At 72.7% G+C, this 20,297-nt stretch carries 19 protein-coding genes; 10 read left to right on the top strand and 9 right to left on the bottom strand.

Annotated features, from left to right (window positions below):
• Positions 1 to 160 precede the first annotated feature (160 nt).
• The 6 genes from ACFWVC_RS10235 to ACFWVC_RS10260 form a co-directional block, all read right to left on the bottom strand.
• On the bottom strand, positions 161 to 1,546 hold the full coding sequence (locus tag ACFWVC_RS10235; RefSeq protein WP_384281475.1) for an 8-oxoguanine deaminase: 1,386 nt from the start codon (positions 1,544 to 1,546) through the stop codon (positions 161 to 163).
• An 11-nt stretch (positions 1,547 to 1,557) separates the two neighbouring features.
• A complete protein-coding gene (pucL, locus tag ACFWVC_RS10240) occupies positions 1,558 to 2,445 on the bottom strand; it encodes a factor-independent urate hydroxylase (protein ID WP_384281480.1) in 888 nt (295 codons plus the stop codon).
• Between the two features lie 7 nt (positions 2,446 to 2,452).
• Complete coding sequence (gene uraH / locus ACFWVC_RS10245) at positions 2,453 to 2,791, bottom strand: hydroxyisourate hydrolase (RefSeq protein ID WP_384281486.1); 339 nt, start codon at positions 2,789 to 2,791, stop codon at positions 2,453 to 2,455.
• On the bottom strand, positions 2,788 to 3,300 hold the full coding sequence (gene uraD / locus ACFWVC_RS10250) for a 2-oxo-4-hydroxy-4-carboxy-5-ureidoimidazoline decarboxylase (protein WP_384281491.1): 513 nt from the start codon (positions 3,298 to 3,300) through the stop codon (positions 2,788 to 2,790). The genes uraH and uraD overlap by 4 nt, the downstream gene beginning before the upstream one ends.
• A 117-nt stretch (positions 3,301 to 3,417) precedes the next feature.
• Positions 3,418 to 3,816, bottom strand: coding sequence for a helix-turn-helix domain-containing protein (locus tag ACFWVC_RS10255; RefSeq protein WP_384281496.1), 399 nt, complete (start codon positions 3,814 to 3,816; stop codon positions 3,418 to 3,420).
• Positions 3,813 to 4,064 carry a hypothetical protein gene (locus ACFWVC_RS10260; protein WP_384281502.1) on the bottom strand — a complete coding sequence of 84 codons (252 nt, stop codon included), beginning with the start codon at positions 4,062 to 4,064 and terminating at the stop codon, positions 3,813 to 3,815. The genes ACFWVC_RS10255 and ACFWVC_RS10260 overlap by 4 nt, the downstream gene beginning before the upstream one ends.
• Before the next feature lie 156 nt (positions 4,065 to 4,220).
• Here ACFWVC_RS10260 and ACFWVC_RS10265 point away from each other — a divergent pair, with 156 nt between their 5' ends.
• From ACFWVC_RS10265 to ACFWVC_RS10280, 4 genes are all read left to right on the top strand, one after another.
• A complete protein-coding gene (locus ACFWVC_RS10265) occupies positions 4,221 to 5,069 on the top strand; it encodes a TIM barrel protein (RefSeq protein WP_384281508.1) in 849 nt (282 codons plus the stop codon).
• Positions 5,066 to 6,007, top strand: coding sequence for a 2-hydroxy-3-oxopropionate reductase (locus ACFWVC_RS10270; RefSeq protein ID WP_384281516.1), 942 nt, complete (start codon positions 5,066 to 5,068; stop codon positions 6,005 to 6,007). Before ACFWVC_RS10265 ends, ACFWVC_RS10270 begins: the two co-directional genes overlap by 4 nt.
• A gap of 268 nt (positions 6,008 to 6,275) precedes the next feature.
• Positions 6,276 to 7,004 (top strand): hypothetical protein, encoded by a 729-nt coding sequence (locus ACFWVC_RS10275; protein ID WP_384281520.1) that lies wholly within the window; start codon positions 6,276 to 6,278, stop codon positions 7,002 to 7,004.
• A 176-nt stretch (positions 7,005 to 7,180) separates the two neighbouring features.
• A complete protein-coding gene (locus ACFWVC_RS10280) occupies positions 7,181 to 7,726 on the top strand; it encodes an EF-hand domain-containing protein (RefSeq protein WP_384281525.1) in 546 nt (181 codons plus the stop codon).
• Positions 7,727 to 7,810: 84 nt separating this feature from the next.
• Here ACFWVC_RS10280 and gcl read toward each other — a convergent pair whose 3' ends face one another.
• On the bottom strand, positions 7,811 to 9,598 hold the full coding sequence (gene gcl, locus ACFWVC_RS10285; protein WP_384281532.1) for a glyoxylate carboligase: 1,788 nt from the start codon (positions 9,596 to 9,598) through the stop codon (positions 7,811 to 7,813).
• 256 nt (positions 9,599 to 9,854) lie between these two features.
• On the opposite strand from gcl, the gene ACFWVC_RS10290 reads away from it, so the two are divergent.
• Genes ACFWVC_RS10290 through ACFWVC_RS10300 form a run of 3 tightly spaced genes read left to right on the top strand, consistent with a single transcriptional unit; the run spans position 9,855 to position 11,695 of the window.
• Positions 9,855 to 10,634 (top strand): hypothetical protein, encoded by a 780-nt coding sequence (locus ACFWVC_RS10290; protein ID WP_384281537.1) that lies wholly within the window; start codon positions 9,855 to 9,857, stop codon positions 10,632 to 10,634.
• A 20-nt stretch (positions 10,635 to 10,654) separates the two neighbouring features.
• On the top strand, positions 10,655 to 11,122 hold the full coding sequence (locus ACFWVC_RS10295) for a hypothetical protein (protein WP_384281543.1): 468 nt from the start codon (positions 10,655 to 10,657) through the stop codon (positions 11,120 to 11,122).
• A 21-nt stretch (positions 11,123 to 11,143) separates the two neighbouring features.
• Complete coding sequence (locus tag ACFWVC_RS10300) at positions 11,144 to 11,695, top strand: AAA family ATPase (protein WP_384281548.1); 552 nt, start codon at positions 11,144 to 11,146, stop codon at positions 11,693 to 11,695.
• On the opposite strand, the gene ACFWVC_RS10305 is transcribed toward ACFWVC_RS10300, so the two are convergent.
• Both ACFWVC_RS10305 and ACFWVC_RS10310 read right to left on the bottom strand, forming a co-directional pair.
• On the bottom strand, positions 11,682 to 13,304 hold the full coding sequence (locus tag ACFWVC_RS10305) for an AMP-binding protein (protein WP_384281956.1): 1,623 nt from the start codon (positions 13,302 to 13,304) through the stop codon (positions 11,682 to 11,684). The genes ACFWVC_RS10300 and ACFWVC_RS10305 overlap by 14 nt on opposite strands.
• 17 nt (positions 13,305 to 13,321) lie before the next feature.
• Entirely contained in the window at positions 13,322 to 14,998 is a 1,677-nt protein-coding gene (locus tag ACFWVC_RS10310) for an AMP-binding protein (protein ID WP_384281551.1), read from the bottom strand.
• Between the two features lie 93 nt (positions 14,999 to 15,091).
• Here ACFWVC_RS10310 and ACFWVC_RS10315 point away from each other — a divergent pair, with 93 nt between their 5' ends.
• The 3 genes from ACFWVC_RS10315 (at position 15,092) to ACFWVC_RS10325 (ending at position 20,257) form a co-directional block, all read left to right on the top strand.
• Positions 15,092 to 15,949 carry a response regulator transcription factor gene (locus ACFWVC_RS10315; RefSeq protein ID WP_384281556.1) on the top strand — a complete coding sequence of 286 codons (858 nt, stop codon included), beginning with the start codon at positions 15,092 to 15,094 and terminating at the stop codon, positions 15,947 to 15,949.
• Positions 15,950 to 16,324: 375 nt separating this feature from the next.
• Complete coding sequence (locus tag ACFWVC_RS10320) at positions 16,325 to 19,126, top strand: ATP-binding protein (RefSeq protein ID WP_384281561.1); 2,802 nt, start codon at positions 16,325 to 16,327, stop codon at positions 19,124 to 19,126.
• A 336-nt stretch (positions 19,127 to 19,462) separates the two neighbouring features.
• Positions 19,463 to 20,257 (top strand): S1 family peptidase, encoded by a 795-nt coding sequence (locus tag ACFWVC_RS10325; RefSeq protein WP_384281565.1) that lies wholly within the window; start codon positions 19,463 to 19,465, stop codon positions 20,255 to 20,257.
• Positions 20,258 to 20,297: the final 40 nt, after the last annotated feature.

Here is a 20,297-nt window from a genome sequence, read left to right on the forward strand (position 1 = left end):
TGTGGATGCCGGCCGGGGAATGGGGGCACGAGCAGCGAATCATTGCTTCACAGGCAGGTTCCGGAAGTCGCACCGAAGTCCCGCGGCCGGCATCGGGACCGTAACAGAGCGCGCGCGGGCGGCTCCACCGCATTCCGCGCCGTGCGCCGAGCCGCCCGGATCAGCCCGTCAGGCCCGCGATGCGGGCGAGTCTCCGGGCCTCGGCGCGGGTGGTGGCGGCGATGGCGTCCTCGTCGGCGGTGACCAGGTGGTTGTCCTCCACCACCGGCCGGCCGTTCACCAGCGAGAGGGTGACGGGGGCCGCGGCCCCGAGGACCAGGGCGGCGACCGGGTCGGCGATCGAGGCGTGGGCGAGGGTGTCCATCCGCCACAGGACGAGGTCGGCGAGCTTTCCCGGCTCCAGGGAGCCGATCTGCTCGGCCCGGCCGAGGACTTGGGCCCCGCCGTATGTGCCCAGCCGCAGCGCCTGACGGGCGGTCAGCGCGGCCTCGCGGTGCGGCCCGAGGCGGTTGACGAGCAGCGCGTTGCGCAACTCGGTGTGCAGCTCGCCCGATTCGTTGGACGCCGTGCCGTCCACGCCGAGGCCGACCGGGATGCCGGCCGCGAGCATGTCGGGGACACGGGCGATGCCCGCGGCGAGGCGGGCGTTGGAGGAGGGGCAGTGGGCGACGCCGGTCCGCGTGCGGGCGAAGGCGGCGATGTCGGCGTCGTTCATGTGGACGCAGTGCGCCATCCACACGTCGGCGCCGAGCCAGCCGGTGGACTCGAAGTAGTCCGTCGGCCCCATGCCGAACAGTTCCTTGCAGAACTGCTCCTCCTCGACGGTCTCGCTGCCGTGGGTGTGCAGGCGCACGCCCTTGCGCCGGGCCAGTTCGGCGCCCTGGCGCAGCAGTTCGGTGGAGACGGAGAACGGGGAGCAGGGCGCGACGGCGATCTGCGTCATGGCGTCGAAGGAGGCGTCGTGGTGCGTGTCGACCGTCTCCTCGGTCGCGGCGAGCGCGCCGTCCAGGGTCTCCACCGCGAAGTCCGGCGGCAGGCCGCCGTCGGAGGCGCCGCGGTCCATGGAGCCGCGGGCGAGGGTGAAGCGCACGCCCATGCCGGCGGCGGCCCGGATGATGGAGCCGGACAGGTCGCCGGTGCCGCGCGGGAAGACGTAGTGGTGGTCCATGGCGGTGGTGACACCGCCGCGGGCCATCATGGCGAGGGAGCCCTGGGCGGCCGCGTGGGTCATCCGCTCGTCGATCCGCGCCCAGGTCGGGTAGAGGGCGACGAGCCAGTCGAAGAGGTTGTGGTCGGTGGCCAGGCCCCGGGTGAGCCACTGGTAGAAGTGGTGGTGGGTGTTGACCAGGCCCGGGGTCAGCAGATGGCCGGTGCCGTCCACCCTTCGCACGACGCCCTCGAGTCCCGCGGGGGCGGGCCCGGCGCCGACCGACTCGATGCGGTTGCCGGCGACGACGAGGTGCCCGGTGGCGTACTCCGTGTCGTGCGCGTCGACGGTGGCGACGGCGCAGTTCTCGATGACGATGCGCTGCGCTGCGGGGGTCATGGCGGGGCCTCTCAGTCCGTCACCGGGATGCGGGGCTCGGCGCCCTCGCGCAGGACCGTGCCCTCGATGAGCCCGTAGGGGCGGTCGGCCGCGAAGTACACCGCGCCGTCGGGGGTGTCGTTCGCCAGGCCGAAGGGTTCGAGGTCGACCGGGAAGTGGTGCTTGTTGGGGAGGGAGAGCCGCACCTCCTCGATCTCGGGGCGGTGCTCGACGACCCGGTCCCCCATCGCGTACAGCGTCTGCTGCAGCGAGAGCGAGTAGGTGCCGGCGAAGGCCTCCAGCAGGTGGCGGCGGACCTCGGCGTACGACTCGTCCCACCGGGGGGCGGGGTCCTCGTCGCGGGTCCAGCCGAACCGCCAGCGGGCCTCGACCTCGGTGGCGAGGACGCGGTCGCGGGTCTCCGGCAGTGTGGTGTACCGGTCCTTGACGAAGCCCCAGAACTCGGAGTCGGTGGTGTTCATGACGACGAGGTCCTTCAGGCCGGCGAGGACCTGCCAGCGCGTGCCGTCGAAGGTCACCTCGGCGGTGCGGGTCTCCTGGCCCTTGCGGGCGAACGAGTGCTCCCCGGCGATGCGTTCCCAGGTGTACTCCTCGACGCGGATCCTGGCCCGCTCGATCGTGTCCTGGCTCGTGACGAAGTGCCGGGCGAGGCGGATGCCGAACTGCTCGGCTGACTCGATCCCGTACTGCTGGGCGAACGCGAACACCGTGTTCTTGGTGGTGTCGGTGGGCAGGACGTTGGCGTTGCTGCCGGAGTAGTGGACCTCGTCCATGGCGCCGGAAAGCGCGACGGAGACGTTGAGGTCCCTGACGTGGTGCGTCGGGCCCTCGCGGGTGACGCGCACGACGCGGGTCTCCGCCTTGCCGTACTGGTTCTGTCCGAGACGGGTGGGCGACATGTCGGTGCTAGCTCCCTCGGTATACGGAGTAGCCGAACGGGTTGAGCAGCAGCGGTACGTGGTAGTGCTCGCCCGGCTCGACGGCGAAGGCGACCGCCACCTCCGGGAAGAAGGCTCCGGCTCGTGTGCGGGTGAGGTACGGCCCGGTGGCGAACTCCAGCCGTGCATGGGTCGTGGCGTCGGGCAGCGCGGGCAGGTCCTTGCAGCGGCCGTCCGCGTCCGTCGCCGAGGCGCCGTGCGGCACCCAGGGGGCGTCACCGCCTGCGCGGACCTCCAGCCGGACGGCGACCTCCGCGGCGGGGCGGCCGGCGCTGGTGTCCAGGACGTGGGTGGACACGGTCGTCATGAGGGGTCCTCCTCGGCGGGCGCGGCGAACCGGGTGAGCCGGATGCGGTTGATCTTCCCCAGTTCGGTGCGGACGATCCCGCGCTCGGTGGCGGAGTCGTTCCCGATCCGCTCGTGGAGGGCGGCCAGCATCTCGTCGCCGGTCCTGCCGGTGGCGCAGATGAGGAAGACATGGCCGTGCCGCTCCTGGTACGCGAGGTTCAGCTCCAGCAGCCGGGCGCGCAGGGAGTCCTGCACGCCGCTCTGCTCGCGGGCGGAGGCCGGGTCGCCGGGCTTCGGCCGGCCGATCGGCGGGTGGCCGGCCATCGCCTCGGCCAGGTCGTCCGCGGTGAGGCCGGTCATCGCCGTGTCGCTCGCTTCGAGCAGCGCCTCGACGCTGCCGTAGGGGCGGCCGGCGGCCACCTCCGCGCCCCAGGCACGGCTCGCGCACACCTCGTGCAGCAGGGCGGCGGCCTCCGCCGCGCCGACGGCGTTGAACCGGGCCAGGGCCGGGGAAGGACGGGAGGTCACACCAGCACGCTAGGAGCGCCTACCGCACAACGTCAACACTTTGTTGAAAAATGCCCACTCCGCGGCGACCGCACGACGGCCGGACGGGCCAAAGCGAGCGGGCGGCGGGCCGGTCGGCTACTCGCGCTCCTTAGCCGCGTTCTCGCGGTTCAGGTAGTTGTAGACGGTGAAGCGGCTCACCCCGAGGGCCGAGGCGACCGTCTCCACCCCGTGCCGCACCGAGAACGCGCCGCGTTCCTCCAGGATGCGCACGACCGTCTGCTTCTCCTTGCGGCCGAGTTCGGCCAGCGCCTTGCCGTGCCGGCGCTCCAGGTCCGCCAGGAGGTGATCGAGGGAGTCGGCCAGGTGCGGCAGGCGGACCGCCACGACGGCCTCGCCCTCCCAGCTCAGCACGACGTCGTCGCCGCGCGCCTCGCCGGGCGGCACCATCTCCGCGCCCATCGCGGCGACCAGCGGGGTGATGGCCGCGCTGAACGGGTGCTCGCCGCGCCCGCCCCGCTCGCCGTCCACGGTCATCGATCCGCCTCCCCGATGACACTGATCTGCAGCGACACCCGCGTGGCCCCCGCGCCCAGAGTGCGCCGCAGCAGATCGCCGACCGCGTCCACCACCTGGTCGGCGGCGCCCTCGGCCGTATTGCCGAACGGCCCGACGTCGACCTTCTCCAGAGCGGCCGAACCGACGACCTCCCGGGCCACCGCGGCGTGCTCCGGGAGCACGTCGAGATCGAAGGGCTCGGTGGTGAATTCGAGTCTCAGGCGCACGCCTTCAACCTAGCTGGTCAGCGGCTTTCGAGGACATCCCCCTTGACAGTCCCCGGTCGGGTGATCCAGTCTTCCGGTAAGCAGAAAACAGTTTCCGCGATACGGAAATCGCACGCAAACGCCGAGGCGACGCACCAGACGGAAAGGGCGCACGAGATGGGCTTGGACTCCACGCGCTGCGATGTGAACCTCTCGATCCTCTTCACCGAACTCCCGCTCCTGGAGCGCCCCGCCGCCGCCGCGGCCGCGGGCTTCGACGCGGTGGAGCTGTGGTGGCCGTGGCCGGACTCCCCCACCCCGCCCAAGGCGCGGCTCGACGAACTGCGCTCCGCCCTGGAGGACGCGGGCACCCGGCTGGTGGGGCTGAACTTCTACGCGGGGCAGCTGCCGGGGCCCGACCGCGGCGCGCTGTCCCTGCCCGGCGAGGAGTCCGCGCGCTTCCGCGCCAACATCGACATCGCCGCGGACTTCGCGCGCTCGGTCGGCTGCACGGCCCTCAACGCCCTCTACGGCAACCGGGTCGACGGCGCCGGCGCCGAGGCGCAGGACGAACTCGCCCTGGAGAACCTGGTCCGTGCCGCGCACGCCGCCCACCGGGTCGGCGCGACCCTGCTCGTCGAGGCCCTCAACGCGCCGGAGTCGCCGCGCTATCCGCTGGTGAGCGCGCCCGCCGCCGTCGAGGTCGTCGACAAGGTCAACGCGGAGACCGGCCTCGGCAACGCCAGGTTCCTGCTCGACCTCTACCACCTGTCGATGAACGGCGAGGACCTGCCCGCCGTGATCGACGCCTACGCCGATCGCACCGGCCACGTCCAGATCGCCGACAACCCCGGCCGCGGGGCCCCGGGAACGGGCTCGCTGCCGCTGGCCGGGCTCGTCGACCGCCTGCGCGCGGCGGGCTACGACGGCTGGATCGGCCTGGAGTACAAGCCGGGCCCGGAGGGGAGCGCCGCCTCCTTCGGCTGGCTCGCCGACGCCGCCCAGCAATCCGAGAGGACATCATGACCACCACGCCCCCGGCATCCTCCGGCTCCTCCCACTCCTCCCGCTCGTCCCTTCCGAAGGTGGCCTGGATCGGCCTCGGCATCATGGGCTCACCCATGGCGGAGAACCTGATCAAGGCCGGATACTCCGTCACCGGGTACACCCTGGAACAGGACAAGCTCGACCGCCTCACGGCCGCCGGCGGCACCGCCGCGGGCTCGGTCGCCGAGGCCGTCAAGGACGCGGACGTCATCGTCACGATGGTCCCGGCCTCCCCGCAGGTCGAGGCGATCGCGTACGGGGACGACGGCATCCTGGCCCACGCGAAGGCGGGCGCCCTGCTCGTCGACATGTCGTCGATCACGCCGCAGACCTCCGTCGACCTGGCCAACGCCGCGGCGAGCAAGGGCATCCGGGTCCTGGACGCCCCGGTCTCCGGGGGCGAGGCGGGGGCGATCGAGGCCGTGCTGTCCATCATGGTGGGCGGCGCGCAGGCCGACTTCGACGAGGCGCGCCCCCTGTTCGAAGCGCTCGGCAGGACCATCGTCCTGTGCGGTCCGCACGGCGCCGGCCAGACGGTGAAGGCGGCCAACCAGCTGATCGTCGCCGTCAACATCCAGGCCTGCGCCGAGGCCGTGGTGTTCCTGGAGAAGTCGGGCGTCGACCTGACGGCGGCCCTGGAGGTGCTCGGCGGCGGCCTGGCCGGCTCCACCGTGCTGAACCGCAAGAAGCAGAACTTCCTCCACCGCGAGTTCGCCCCCGGCTTCCGCATCGACCTCCACCACAAGGACATGGGCATCGTCACCGACGCCGCGCGCACCGTCGGCGCGGCCCTGCCGGTCGGTTCCGTCGTCGCGAACCTCGTGGCCTCGCTGCGGGCCCAGGGCGACGGCGGCCTCGACCACTCCGCCCTGCTGCGCGGCGTGGAGCGCCTGTCCGGCCTGCCGGTCACCGGCTGACCCCAGTCTCCGGGCGGTGGCGTCCGTATCCGTCCTGTCGCGCCCGACGGGCGCCGCCGCCCGGAATCCCTCCCGCCGACAAGGGAGGGGCCAGGAACCGTCCGCGCCGCCGTGAACTTCTGAGGGGTTGGTCAGGCGGCGCGGACACCCTCCCGTGCGTCAACCGGCGCGCGCGGGACGGCGGGAGAGCTGCGGGAGCGGCGTACCTTAGGGGAACATGAAGGGTACGTCCGCCGCCCGGTAAGCACCCGCCCTGGAGTCCCGAACCATGGCAGAGAGCGTGCCCGTGCGCTGCCCGGCCTGCCGCCGGGAGCACACGTACACCGCCCCCGTCTTCCCCTGTGCCTGCGGCACGCCCCTGGCGCTGCCGCTGCTGCGCGGCGGCATCCCGCTGCTGATCCGCCACCGCTCCTGGTCCGACTCCTGGGTGGGCATGCGCTGCCCCGACTGTCACCGCGAGGACGAGTGGCCGCAGCCCGAACTGGGCTGTGAGTGCGGGGCGGTGATCCGGCTGCCGGTGGACACGCGGGCGCTGCGCATGCCACCGTCCCGCCCGGCCGTCGCGGAGCGCCCCGCCGGGACGGCCCCCGTGGCGCCGGGTGAGCGGGCGCCGTTCCGGCCGGTGACCATCCGTACCGCGCGGGACGCGCTGACCGCGGCCGCGCAGTATCTGAAGTGGCTCGGCTTCGGCGGTGTGCGGATCGCCTCGGAGCGTGCCGCCAACGGCATCGACCTGCGCGGGGACGGTGTCGTCGCCCAGGTGGACCCGACGACCCGGCCGAGCGTGCTGCGGGACGTGGAGACCCTCTGGCTGAACTGCCTCAACGAGGACGCCTCGGGCGCCTTCTTCTCACTGGCCGGCTACGCGCACGACGCCCGGCTGCGGGCCGACCAGCTCGGCGTGCCGCTCTTCGTCATGGACCTCACCGGCACTCCCCAGCCGGTGAACGACGCCGCGGACGCCCTGATCCGCACCGGACCGCGCGCCCGGCCCTGAGGGCAGGGGCCTGACGACCTCACCGCCGGCCCGGCCCGGCCCGGCCCGGCCTGACCCTGCCCCTGACTTCACCCTGCGTGGTCACTCGGGTCGCGCGAGCGGCGCTCTCGGGGGAATATCGAGAAGTTCCCCTCTCCCGACTCCAGGAGACCCCAGGACTACGTCAGGACGCAGCGATGTCTACCGCCCTCTTGAAGCGCAAGCTCGACATATCGTTCCGCCGCCTGGACACGGACGGCAACGGGTATGCCGAGCGCGCCGACTTGCAGGACGTCGGCGCGCGGCTGATCCACGGTTTCGGCCAGTCCCCCACCTCGCCGAAGGGCAGGTCGGTCGCGGTACGCCTCGACGCCGTCTGGGCGGAGCTCGCGGCCTACGCCGACGGCGACCGCGACGGGCGGCTGTCCTCCGCGGAGTACCGCCATGGCATGACCCGGGCCTTCATCGAGGGCCCGGCCTTCGACCCCGTCTTCCATCCCGCCGCCGAGGCGGTCGTCCATCTCTGCGACACCGACGGCGACGGGCGGGTCGTGCGGGGCGAGTTCGAGATCCTGCAACGCGCTTTCAACACCCCGGACTCCGCGGTCGTCGCCGCCTTCGCCCGTCTCGACACCGACGGCGACGGCCTGGTGAGCACGGCCGAGCTCGTGACGGCGATCCGGGCGTACTACACCGGCACCGATCCCGCGGCCCCCGGCAACTGGCTCTTCGGCCCGCTGTGAGCGCGGTCGCCGCCCGCACAGGGTGAAGCCGGCCGCCGCACCCGCCGGGGCGGGGAGGCGGCGGCCGGGAACCACGCCGTCCGGTCAGGCTCCGGCGAGGGGAAGGATCTCGGTGGGCGCGTGGCCGGGCTCGGTGGCCAGTTCCTCGAACTCCACCACATTGCCGATGTCGTTGGTGACGCTCATCGCGATGTTGGTGACGCGCTCCAGGATCGCCTCGACCACCACCGGCACCCGGTGCTCGGCGGCGAGCTTCTTCGCCAGTTCGAAGGCGGCGCCCAGCTCCGCCGGGTCGGTGACCCGGAGCGCCTTGCAGCCCAGGCCCTCGGCGACCTTGACGTGGTCGACGCCGTAGACGCCCAGCTCGGGCGAGTTGATGTTCTCGAACTCCAGGTTGACCTCGAAGTCGATGTCGAAGGCCCGTTGCGCCTGGCGGATCAGCCCCAGATAGGCGTTGTTCACCAGGACGTGGACGTACGGGATGCGGTGCTGCGCGCCGACCGCCAGTTCCTCGATCATGAACTGGAAGTCGTAGTCGCCGGACAGGGCCACCACGGACGCCTCCGGGTCGGCCTTCGCCACGCCGAGCGCGGCGGGGACGGTCCAGCCGAGCGGCCCGGCCTGGCCGCAGTTGATCCAGTGCCGCGGCCGGTAGACGTGCAGCATCTGGGCACCGGCGATCTGGGAGAGCCCGATGGTGGAGACGTACCGGGTCTCCGGGCCGAAGACCTTGTTCATCTCCTCGTACACCCGCTGCGGCTTCATCGGGATGTCGTCGAAGTGCGTGCGGCGGTGCAGCGTGGCCTTGCGCTCGCGCGCGGTGGCGGCCCAGGCGCCGCGGTCCGGCAGCCGGCCCGAGTCCCTGAGCTCCCCCGCCACTTCGACGAAGAGCTCCAGGGCGGCCGCGGCGTCGGAGGTGATGCCGTAGTCGGGCGCGAAGATCTTGCCGATCTGGGTGGGCTCGATGTCGACGTGCACGAAAGTGCGGCCGGCGGTGTACACGTCGATGCGGCCGGTGTGGCGGTTGGCCCAGCGGTTGCCGATGCCGAGCACGAAGTCGGATTCCAGGAACGTCGCGTTGCCGTAGCGGTGCGAGGTCTGCAGGCCGACCATTCCGGCGTTCAGCGGGTGGTCGTCCGCGATGGCGCCCCAGCCCATCAGGGTCGGGACGACCGGGATGCCGGTCAGCTCGGCGAACTCCACGAGCAGGGCGCAGGCGTCGGCGTTGATGACACCGCCGCCCGCGACGATCAGCGGGCGCTCGGCGGCGCACAGCATCGCCAGCGCCTTCTCGATCTGCCGCCGGGTGGCGGCGGGCTTCCAGACCGGCAGCGGCTCGTACGTCTCGGGATCGAACTCGATCTCGGTGAGCTGGACGTCCACCGGCAGGTCGATGAGGACCGGGCCGGGGCGGCCGGAGCGCATGAGGTGGAAAGCCTTCTGGAAGACCCCGGGAACCTGCGCGGCCTCCAGCACGGTGGTCGCGGCCTTGGTGACCGGCGCGGCGATGGAGGCGATGTCGACGGCCTGGAAGTCCTCCTTGTGGATCACCGCGGTGGGTGCCTGGCCGGTGATGCACAGGATCGGGATCGAGTCGCCGATGGCCGAGTAGAGGCCGGTGATCATGTCGGTGCCTGCCGGGCCCGAGGTGCCGATGCAGACGCCGATGTTCCCCGGGGCGGTACGGGTGTAGCCCTCGGCCATGTGGGAGGCGCCCTCGACATGGCGGGCGAGCGTGTGGGCGATGCCTCCGGAGGCCCGGAGGGCCGCGTAGAAGGGATTGATCGCGGCACCGGGGACGCCGAACGCGGTGTCGACACCCTCCCGCTTGAGGATCTCCACTGCCGCTCGGGCGGCGGTCATTCGAGGCATTCGCTCACTCCTGCGTCGTCCTGCGGTCCAGGTGTCGCGCCCTAGTCCACTCTCATTTTCCGCAATACGGAAAGAAGTTTTTGTTATGTGGAACTGCCTCGAACATAGGGCGTGCCGAGCACACCGGTCAAGAAGAAGGGGCGGCCGGCGGTGCCGAAATCCGTGGTGGAACGCCTGTACGGACCAGTAGGGTGCGGGGGCTCCGTACGCACATCAGCACCGCACCTCAGCACCACAGATCCCGGGGGGGACCTCCGTGACCACGCCGACGCCGCCCGCGCCGCAGCCCGCAGCCCAGACCCAGCCGCAGCCGAACGCCGATACGCAGCGGCCCCCGTCGCTCTACCCGTTCCAGTGGCCGTACCTGCCGCAACGGTCGCTGAGCGTGGACGTACCGGGCTACGGCCCCTCCTGCACCTTCTGCGGCTCGGTGCCCGCGACGGCCGCCACCATCCGCGGGCACCAGGGCATGGTCTTCATCATGCGGCGGCTGCGGGTCAAGGGCCGGTTCTGCCGGTCCTGCGGCCTCGCCGCCCACCGCAAGATGACCGGCGACAGCCTGTGGCAGGGCTGGTGGGGCGCGCCGTCGATGCTGATCAACCCCATCATCATGCTCCTCAACCTGGTGCAGTGGCGGAAGATCGTCCGGCTCGGCGAACCCGTCGCCGGCGCCCCCCGCATGCCCGCCGACCCCGGCAGGCCCCTCTTCCGGCGTCCGGTCGCCTTCGGCCTGCTCATCCCGGTCGCGATCGTCGGGGCGTTGTGGCTCTACTTCCACGACGACCCGGAGTTCGCCGCCGTCGGCGACTGCGCCAGCGTCAGCGGCGACGCGCTCTTCCCCGATGTCTCCATCGTCGACTGCGGTTCCGTCCAGGCCCAGTACGAGATCGTCGGCCGCTTCGAGGGCACCGCCGACACCAGCCTCTGCGGCGCCTACCCCAGCAGTGTGGCCGCCTTCTCCGAGGAGCACAGGTCCACCCGGTACGTCCTGTGCCTGGCCCGGAACGGCGGCGTGGCCCAGAACAGCGGGGTCTGAAGCACGCCGGGGGGTCACAGGTGCGCAGGACGGGACGGGCGGCGGTGGCCGTGATGGTGGCGGCCGCGGCGTGGAGTGCGGCCGGCGACGCGGCGGTCGCGGAGAAGCCCATGAGCGGAGCGGCCGTCAGGGCGGACATCGCCGCCGTCGTGCACGAGGCCGCGGCCGTCTCCGGGACGAACACGGGCACGGCCGTGCTGGTCGCCGGCGCCGGCAGGGACGGCCGGCCGCTGCGGCGGGAGTGCGTGGTGACGCACGACACCGGTCCCGTGGAGCCGCGCGGTACCGCCTCCCGCGTCGCCGCGGCCCTGCGCCGGCACGGCTGGCGCCGACTCGCCCCCGCACCAAGGCAGTTGCCCGGCTCGACCACCTACGCGCGGCACGGCTGGACCCTTTCCCTCAGCCGCTCCGCATGGCCCTTCCCGGAGTCGGGGGTGCGCGAGTACTGGACGTTCATCGCCACCGCGGACCGCTGCCGGCCGGCGTGACGGCGGTGCCATGATGGCCCGATGGACGGGATCATCTGGCTGAACGGGACCTTCGGCGCGGGCAAGACCACGACCTCCGCGGAACTGGCCCGCCTGCTGCCCGGGGCCCATGTCTTCGACACCGAGCACGTCGGCTTCATGCTCCGTCATGTGCTGGCGGAGCCCGCGCCCGTGCGCGACTTCCAGGAATGGCCGCCGTGGCGCACGCTGGCCGTGGAGTCGATCGCGCAGGTGCGGCGCTTCCTCGGCGGTCCGCTGATCGTGCCGCAGACCGTGATCGTGGAGGCGTACTGGGCGGAGATCCACGACGGCCTGACCCGACGGGGCCTGCCCGTAAGGCACTTCGTGCTGCACACCGACAGCGCCGGCCTGGCGCGGCGCATCGAGGGGGACACGGTCGAGACCGGCGCCCGGCAGTGGCGGCTGGACCACCTCGCGGCGTACGAGGCGGCCCTGCCGTGGCTGCACGCCGCGGGCACGGTGGTGGACACCACCGGCGTGCCGCCGCGCGAGGTGGCACGCCGGATCGCGCAGGCCGCCTCGGAGCACACCGCCGAGGTCACCGCGGGCTGAAGGACTCCCGCAGCTCGATCTTCCGCACCTTGCCGCTGACGGTCATCGGGAAGGAATCCATGAGCCGCAGATGGCGGGGCACCTTGTAGTGCGCCAGCCGGCCGCGGCAGTAGTCGGCGAGATCCTGGACGGTGAGCCGCTCGGCCGGGTCCTTGAGCACGACGCAGGCGAGGATCTCCTCGCCGTAGCGCTCGTCGGGGACGCCGACCACCTGCACGTCGGCGATCTTGGGGTGCCCGTAGAGGAACTCCTCGATCTCGCGCGGATAGACGTTCTCCCCACCGCGGATGATCATGTCCTTGATGCGGCCGACGATCTGCAGACAGCCGTCCTCGCGCATCACCGCGAGGTCGCCGGTGTGCATCCAGCGGCCCGCGTCGATGGCCTCGGCGGTCTTCTCGGGCTCGTCCCAGTAGCCGAGCATCACCGAGTAGCCGCGGGTGCACAGTTCGCCCGCCACGCCGCGCGGGACGGTCACACCGGCCGGGTCGACGACCTTGACCTCGATGTGCGGCAGCACCCGGCCGACCGTGCCGGTGCGGCGTTCCAGGTCGTCGTCGCGGCGGGTCTGGCAGGAGACCGGCGAGGTCTCGGTCATCCCGTAGCAGATGGAGACCTCGGCCATGTGCATCTCGGCGACGACCCGCTTCATGACCTCGACCGGGCAGGGCGAGCCGGCCATGATGCCGGTGCGCAGCGAGGACAGGTCGTACGTGGCGAAGCCGGGCAGATTGAGCTCGGCGATGAACATCGTCGGCACCCCGTAGAGCGAGGTGCAGCGCTCCTGCTCGACCGCCCGCAGCGTGGCCGCCGGGTCGAAGGCGGGCGCCGGAATGACGATGCAGGCGCCGTGCGAGGTGATGCCCAGATTGCCCATCACCATGCCGAAACAGTGATAAAACGGGACCGGCAGGCAGACCCTGTCCTGCTCGGTGTACGCGACCAACTCCCCCACGAAGTAGCCGTTGTTGAGGATGTTGTGGTGCGAGAGCGTCGCGCCCTTGGGGAAGCCGGTCGTGCCTGAGGTGTACTGGATGTTGACCGGGTCGTCGCAGGACAGCTCGGCGGCGCGCTCCGCCAGTCGCTCGTACGGCACGTGGGCGCCGACCGCCACGAGCGCGTCCCAGGTGGGGTCGCCGATGTACACGACCTCGCTCAGCGACGGGCACTGCGGGCGGACCTGGTCGACCATGGCCCGGTAGTCACTGGCCCGGTATTCGGTCGAGGAGACCAGGAGCCCGATGCCGGCCTGCTTGAGCACGTAGGCCAGTTCGTGCACGCGGTAAGCCGGGTTGATGTTGACCATGATCGCGCCGATGCGGGCGGTGGCGTACTGGACCAGCACCCACTCCGGGCAGTTGACCGCCCAGATCCCGACCCGGTCGCCCTTGCCGACGCCCCTGGCGAGCAGGCCGCGCGCCACGTCGTCCACCGCGGCGGCGAACTCCGCGTAGGTCCAGCGGCGGCCGCTGGGTACGTCGACCAGAGCGTCCCGGTCCGGCCATGCGGCCACGGCGCGGGCGAGGTTGCGGCCGATGGTGTCGCCGAGCAGCGGGGTGGTGCCGGTGCCGCTGGCGTAGGAGAACTCCAGGGGCTCCAGGGGCTCCATGGCGTCCACGGGCGCGGTCACCTGTGGTCCTCCTCGCGGTACTCGGTGCCGGTGGTGCCCTCGGCGGTGTGCTGCCGCAGCTCGATGCGGCGGATCTTGCCGGAGACGGTCTTGGGCAGGTCGGCGAACTCCAGGACGCGCACCCGCTTGTACGGGGCGAGCACCTCCCGCGAGTGCGCGAAGAGCGCGGCCGCGGTCTCCGCGTCCGGCTCCCACCCCTCGGCGAGCACGACGTACGCCTTCGGCACGGCCAGCCGCAGCGGATCGGGCGACGGGACGACGGCCGCCTCGGCGACGGCGTCGTGCTCCAGCAGGGCGCTCTCCAGCTCGAACGGGCTGATCTTGTAGTCGGAGGCCTTGAAGACGTCGTCCGAGCGGCCCACGTAGGTGATGTACCCGTCGGCGTCGCGAGAGCCGATGTCGCCGGTGCGGTAGTAGCCGCCCGCCATCGCCTCGGCGGTGCGCTCCGGGTCCCCGGCGTAGCCGGTCATCAGGCCGACCGGGCGGGCGGACAGGTCCAGGCAGATCTCGCCCTCGTCGCCGGGCTTGCCCGTGACGGGGTCCACCAGTTCCACCACGTATCCCGGACTCGGGCGGCCCATCGAGCCCGGCTTGAGGGGCTGGCCGGGCGGGTTGGCGACCTGGACGGCGGTCTCGGTCTGGCCGAATCCGTCCCGGATGGTGAGCCCCCAGGCGCGCCGCACGTGTTCGATGACCTCGGGGTTCAGCGGCTCGCCGGCGGCGACGACCTCGCGCGGCGGGGTGCGCAGCGCGCTCAGGTCGGCCTGGATCAGCATGCGCCAGACGGTCGGCGGGGCGCAGAAGCTGGTGACGCCGGCCCGGTCCATCTCGGCCATGAGGCGGCCCGCGTCGAAGCGCGAGTAGTTGTGGATGAAGACGGTCGCCTCGGCGCTCCACGGTGCGAACAGGTTGGACCAGGCGTGCTTGGCCCAGCCCGGCGAGGAGATGTTGAGGTGGACGTCGCCGGGGCGCAGGCCGATCCAGTACATGGTGGCCAGGTGGCCCACGGGGTAGGACAGGTGGGTGTGCTCGACGAGCTTGGGCCTGGCGGTGGTGCCCGAGGTGAAGTAGAGCATCAGCGGCTCGTCGGCGCGGGTGTCGCCGTCGGGGGCGAAGCCCGCGGGGGCGGCGGAGGTGTCCTCGTACGCGAGCCAGCCGTCGGGCGCGCCGCCGACCGCGATCCGGGTGTAGTCCCCCGGCACGGCGTCGAACTTGGCGGTGTCCGCGGCGCGGACGATCACGTGGCGGGCCTGCCCGCGCTCGACGCGGTCGGTCAGGTCGGCGGGGCCGAGCAGCGGGGTGGCCGGGATGACGACGGCGCGCAGTTTCATGGCGGCCAGCGCGGTCTCCCACAGTTCGGCCTGGTTGCCGAGCATCACCACGATCCGGTCGCCCGCGCGCACGCCTTGGTCACGGAGCCAGTGGGCCACCCGGTTCGAGCGCGCGGACATCTCGGCGAAGGAGACCACGGTCTGTCCGCCGTCCTCCTCGACGATGTGCAGTGCCGCGCGGTCGTTGCCCTCAGCGATCACGTCGAACCAGTCGAGCGCCCAGTTGAAGTGCTCGGGCCGCGGCCAGCGGAAGCCTTCGTACGCCGCCTTGTAGTCCTCCCGGTGGCGCAGCAGGAAGTCCCGGGCCGACCGGAACTCGTCTGTCCGGCTGGTTGCCGCCATGTGTCCTCCTTGTCGCCTGCCCCCTCAGTAGCATCCTGTGGTGAGCGACAGAGCTCTCACTACCCCCGATCGGGGGTGAAGGAGCGCGAGGAGATGCGGGGAAGCGGGACGGGACCGGGTGAGGCGGCGGAGCTGCGGGCGGCACTGCTGCGGATGCGGCGCGCCAGCGGGCTGCCGGTGGCATTCGGCGGGCTGCTCCCCGACCCGCGTGAACTGCGCATATCCGAGCTGTCCGGCACCGCCACCGCTTCTCTGCAGGGGCTCGCCGTCACCCTGGGCAACGGCCTCGGCGGCAAGACCATCGCGCTCGGGCGGCCGCTGGCGGTGACCGACTACGGCGCCTCGCGGGTGATCAGCCACGAGTACGACGGCGCGGTGGCCGCCGAGGGGCTGCGCTCGGTGCTCGCGGTGCCGGTGGTCGTACGCCGCCGGGTGCGCGGTGTCCTGTACGGCGCGCTGCGCCACCCGACCGCGCTCGGCGACCGGCCGGTGAGCGCGGCCGTGGAGGCGGCCCGTGAACTGGAGCACCGGCTGGTGGTCCGCGACGAGGCCGACCGCCTGCTGTCCACGTGCCGCCAGCCGACGGCCGGTGATCCGGCCGCGTGGGAGGAGGTCCGCGAGGCCCATGTCGAACTGCGCGCCCTCGCCCATCGCGTCACCGACCCCCTGCTCCGCCAGGAACTGCTCGCCGCCTGCGGCCGGCTGGCCGCCGCGTCCCTCGCCTCCGCGGCCCCGCCCGGGCCCGGCGCCCGGCCCGTGCCGCTGTCCGCCCGTGAGATCGATGTCCTCGCCTGCGTCGCCGGCGGTGCCACCAACATCGCGGCGGCCGAGCGGCTGGGCGTGCGCCCGGAGACCGTCAAGAGCTATCTGCGCTCCGCCATGCGCAAGCTGGGCGCGCACAGCCGACTGGAGGCCGTGGTCACGGCCCGCCGGGCGGGGCTGCTGCCGTAGGCGGTGGCAGGTCCGTGGCCGCCGCTGGAGGCGTGGCGGCGGCCACGGCATGGGCGGGGCTGACGCTCCGTCACCATTCCCTCTGCGACGATCGGCCACGGAGGGCCGTGAGGGCGGCGCGACACGTCGCCGTGCGTCAAGCCCGCCCATATGGCTCAGCGCGCGGACGCCGGGGCGCGACTGAAAGGACGTCAGACCGGATCGACTCCCGGCTTTTTCCGGACTTGGCCCCTCATCGCCGGATATAAATTCTGCGCCACAGGGATATTCCGCATAGCGGACAATCACTAAACTCTGCCAGCCACATACCTGTCGGGTTTCAATGGCCCTTTGATTAACATTGTCCCGGACACGACACTGAGGGGAGCGGCGACCGTGGAGCAGGTCTTCGACGTGCCGGCCAGACCCCGTCCCGACCAGGTGATTGGGCGAGGTGATGTGCTCGCACGCGCACGCGGGCATGTGACCGAGGGGGGCAGCCTCCTGTTGTACGGCCCGGCCGGAATCGGGAAGTCCACCGTGCTGCGGACCCTGGCGGCCGAATGCGCCGACGGGGCGACCGCGGTGCTGCGCTGTTCCGCGACGGAATCGGAATCCCATCTCCCCTTCCTCGCCCTGGTCGACCTGCTGGGGCTCGTCGCCGACGAGGTGTCCGAGGGCCTGCCGGCCCCGCAGCGCGCCGCGCTGGAGTCGGCGCTGACCGGGCGCGGCGAGTCCTCGCTGCAACGGGACGGACTGGCCCTGCGACTGGCGGTGCTGTCCGTGCTGCGCGCGCTCGCCGCCCGGGGGCCGGTGCTGATCGTCGTGGACGACCTGCAGTGGATGGACCCGGCGAGCGCCGAACTGCTGGCCTTCGCGGCCCGCCGCGTGGCGGGACTGCCGGTGCGGGTGCTCGGCGCCGTGCGCACCGACGCCGATCCGCAGGACCAGCAGGAGCGCTATCTGTGGGCGTTGCCGCAGGACACGCTGACGCTGCGGGTGACGCCGCTGTCCCGCCCCCAGGTGTCCGAACTCCTCGAGGGGCGCGGGCACACCGGGCTGCCGCGCGCGGTCGTCCGGGACATCCACGTCACCAGCGGGGGCAATCCGCTGTTCGCGCTGGAACTGGGCCGCGCCCTGGCGGAGAGCCGGACACCGCCCCGGCCCGGCGAGCCGCTGCCGGTGCCGACCTCGCTGCGTGCCCTCGTGCTCAACCGGCTGGAGATGCTGTCCGCCGAGACCCGGCGGACCCTCCTGATCGCCAGCGCCGGGGCGCGACCCACCCTCGCGACGCTGCGCAGCGCCGGGCGGGCCAACGCCGAGAGCGAGACCGGGGTCGCGGCGTCGCTCGGCCTGGTCGAGATGGACCACGACCACAGCGGGCTCATCCGCTTCGCCCACCCGCTGATATCCGCGGCGCTGTACGCGGAGGCCACGCCCGAGGACCGGCGCAGCGCCCACGCCGCGCTGGCCGCGGTGGCCGGCGACCCGATCGAACGTGCCCGGCACCTGGCGCTGGCGACGACCGGCAAGGACCGGCAGGTCGCGGCGAGCCTGGCCGAGGCCGCGGACGAGGCCCGGCTGCGAGGGGCCCCGTCGATGGCCGCGCAACTGGGCCTGCTGGCGGCCCGGCACACCCCGGCCGGCACTGTCCCGACCGCCGACGAGCGGCGGTTGCAGGCCGCCGAGGACGCGCTCACCGCCGCGGAGCCGGAACTCGCCCGGGCCACCGCCCACGAGGTGCTGGCGACCGCGACCGTACCGGCCGACCGCGTGCGGGCGTGGATCGTGGTGATCGCCTCCGTCGGCCAGGCCCTGTCCGAGGTCGACGACGTCTACCCGCAGGCCCTGGCGGACGCGGGCGACGACCCGCGGCTGCAGGGCCTGGTGCGCTACCAGACCGCCTGGCGGGCCCTGGTGGACGGCCAGATGAGCCAGGCCCGCGCCGAGGCCGCCCGGTCGGCGGCGCTCGCCGCGCAGGCGGGCGACCGGCGGACCGAACTGCTCGCGCTGTCCTTCAAGGCGCTCAACGAGACGACGACGGGCCATCCGGACGCCGCCGCCACCCTGGCGCTGGCCTCCGCGGAACCGCAGGACCCCGATGTCGCCATGAACCACAACGGCCCGGTCTACATCCGCTCCCGCTACCTGCTGATGAGCGATCAACTCGACGAGGCGCGGACCGCGTTGACCTGGCTGGTCGGCGAGGCGCGACAGCGCGGCGCGGTGGAGAGCGAGGTCTACTCCGTCCGCAGCCTCGCCGAGATCGAACTGCGCTCCGGCCGCTGCGGAACGGCCCTCGAACTGGCCCGGGAGAGCCTGCGGCTGGCCGAGGACATCGGCATCGGCGAGGGCTTCGCGCTGCAGATCGCCGCTCTGGCCGAGGCGGGCGGCGGCACGGTGGAGCGCGCCTTGTCGCTGGCCGGGGACGCGGTGCGGCGGGCCGAGGCCGACAGCGACATGCCGTATCTGACGCGGGCGTTGTACGCGCTCGGGCACGCGCGGCTGGTCGGCGCGGATCCGCAGGGCGCGGTGGAGGCGCTGCGCCGGGTGCGCGAACTGGAACGCGAGATGGGCGTGACCGAACCCGCGCGCGGCCGCTGGCAGGGCGATCTCGCCGAGGCCCTCGTCCTCACAGGCGCGCTCGGCGAGGCACGCGAGGTCATCGACGAGACCCGCGCGCACGCCGTGCGGCTGAGGCGGCACAGCATCCTCGCCGTACTGGAGCGCGCCGAGGGCATGCTGCTGGCCGCCCGCGGCGACGCCGAGAGCGCGGTGGCCGTCCTCACCGCCGCCCGGCAGCGGCTCGCCGGGCTGGGCTACGGCCTGGAGGAGGCGCGGGCGGTGCTCGCCCTCGCCCAGGTCGAGGCCGACCGCCGCGACCGTTCCGCCGCCAACGCCGCGCTGGAGGAGGCCGCCCGTCTCTTCCGCCGCGCCAAGGCCCTGCCGTGGCTCGACCAGGTCGGTCCCGCGTCGGAGTCGCCCGCTGCCGCTCCGCCCGAACTGGACGGACTGGCCACGATGGAGCGCCAGGTCGCCGCCCTGGTGCTGGAGGGCGCCACCAACCGGGAGATCGCGGCGACCCTGTTCATCAGCGTCAAGACCGTCGAGGCGACCCTCACCCGCGTCTACCGCAAGCTCGGCATCCGCTCGCGGGTCGACATCGTCCGCCTCGCCGCCGGCCGCCGCGCGGGCTGAGCCGCGCGGCCCCGCGGCCGGCCCGGGCACGCTCCCACGAGCGGTCCGGGCGGCGGGTTCCGGCCGCGCGGCGGCCGGATCCGGTGCCTGTGCGTGACCGAGGGATTTCCCTACGCAACCGGGCGAGGGCCATCCCTCGTTGAGGGGCGACCGGGCCGCCCCTAGCGTAAGTGCCGTACACAGCACCGCTGTTCAGTACCGCGAGGCGCCCTGTGCGTCTTGTCTCTTCGTTCCACGGTCGTCGACGACGTCGGCTCAGGCCGTGCCGTTCGCGCGGGTTCCCCTGCCGCCCCACCGGCAGCCGCGCGTCCCCCCACCGGCAACCTGAGGAGCTTCATGTCCTGGCTCACCCGTGCAAGGAAGGCCGCCGCCGCGGTCACGGCGACCGCGGCGACCGCGGCAGGCCTGTTGTTCGCCGCTCCCGCCGCACAGGCGGACGTCCACGCCGATGTCGTCGGGGGTTCCACCACGACGACCACGGCCTACCCGTTCATGATGCAGATCACCGACGCCTCGCAGAACCAGTTCTGCGGCGGCACGCTGGTCGCACCCCGCAAGGTCGTCACCGCCGCCCACTGCATGGCCGGCGAGACCACGGGCAGTGTGCGCGTGGTCGGCGGCCGCACCAACCTCAACGGCACGAACGGCACCGTCGCCAGAGTCAGCAGGATCTGGGTCCATCCCGGCTACACCGACGCCGCCGACGGCGACGACGTGGCGGTCCTGACGCTGTCGGCGTCGATGCCGTACACCGCCGCCGCCTACGTCTCCCCGTCCGACACCGGCGTGTACGCGACCGGCACCACCGCCCGCGTCCTGGGCTGGGGCACCACCCGGGAGAACGGGGCGAGTTCCAACCAACTGCGCACCGCGACCGTGCCGACGGTCTCCGACTCCGGCTGCCGCGGCGCGTACGGCTCCGACTACGTCGCCTCCGACATGGTGTGCGCCGGCTACTCCTCCGGCGGCGTCGACACGTGCCAGGGCGACAGCGGCGGCCCGCTGCTCATCGGCGGCGTCCTCGCCGGCATCACCTCCTGGGGCGAGGGCTGCGCCCGGGCGGGCTACCCGGGCGTCTACACCCGGCTGACGACCTTCTCGTCCCTGGTGACCGCCCAAGTGAACTCCTGACCATCCGTCAGGAAGCGCCGGGGGCGCCGCGGGCAGGCCA

Origin of the sequence: Streptomyces sp. NPDC058691 (genome assembly GCF_042714775.1) — a bacterium.
Classification (GTDB): Bacteria; Actinomycetota; Actinomycetes; order Streptomycetales; family Streptomycetaceae; genus Actinacidiphila.

Coding starts and splice junctions, on each gene's coding strand:
- ACFWVC_RS10235 (WP_384281475.1), bottom strand. CDS start 1,546: ATGACCCCCGCAGCGCAGCGCATCGTCATCGAGAACTGCGCCGTCGCC.
- pucL (WP_384281480.1), bottom strand. CDS start 2,445: ATGTCGCCCACCCGTCTCGGACAGAACCAGTACGGCAAGGCGGAGACC.
- uraH (WP_384281486.1), bottom strand. CDS start 2,791: ATGACGACCGTGTCCACCCACGTCCTGGACACCAGCGCCGGCCGCCCC.
- ACFWVC_RS10255 (WP_384281496.1), bottom strand. CDS start 3,816: ATGACCGTGGACGGCGAGCGGGGCGGGCGCGGCGAGCACCCGTTCAGC.
- ACFWVC_RS10265 (WP_384281508.1), top strand. CDS start 4,221: ATGGGCTTGGACTCCACGCGCTGCGATGTGAACCTCTCGATCCTCTTC.
- ACFWVC_RS10270 (WP_384281516.1), top strand. CDS start 5,066: ATGACCACCACGCCCCCGGCATCCTCCGGCTCCTCCCACTCCTCCCGC.
- ACFWVC_RS10275 (WP_384281520.1), top strand. CDS start 6,276: ATGGCAGAGAGCGTGCCCGTGCGCTGCCCGGCCTGCCGCCGGGAGCAC.
- ACFWVC_RS10280 (WP_384281525.1), top strand. CDS start 7,181: ATGTCTACCGCCCTCTTGAAGCGCAAGCTCGACATATCGTTCCGCCGC.
- gcl (WP_384281532.1), bottom strand. CDS start 9,598: ATGCCTCGAATGACCGCCGCCCGAGCGGCAGTGGAGATCCTCAAGCGG.
- ACFWVC_RS10300 (WP_384281548.1), top strand. CDS start 11,144: ATGGACGGGATCATCTGGCTGAACGGGACCTTCGGCGCGGGCAAGACC.
- ACFWVC_RS10305 (WP_384281956.1), bottom strand. CDS start 13,304: ATGGAGCCCCTGGAGCCCCTGGAGTTCTCCTACGCCAGCGGCACCGGC.
- ACFWVC_RS10310 (WP_384281551.1), bottom strand. CDS start 14,998: ATGGCGGCAACCAGCCGGACAGACGAGTTCCGGTCGGCCCGGGACTTC.
- ACFWVC_RS10315 (WP_384281556.1), top strand. CDS start 15,092: ATGCGGGGAAGCGGGACGGGACCGGGTGAGGCGGCGGAGCTGCGGGCG.
- ACFWVC_RS10325 (WP_384281565.1), top strand. CDS start 19,463: ATGTCCTGGCTCACCCGTGCAAGGAAGGCCGCCGCCGCGGTCACGGCG.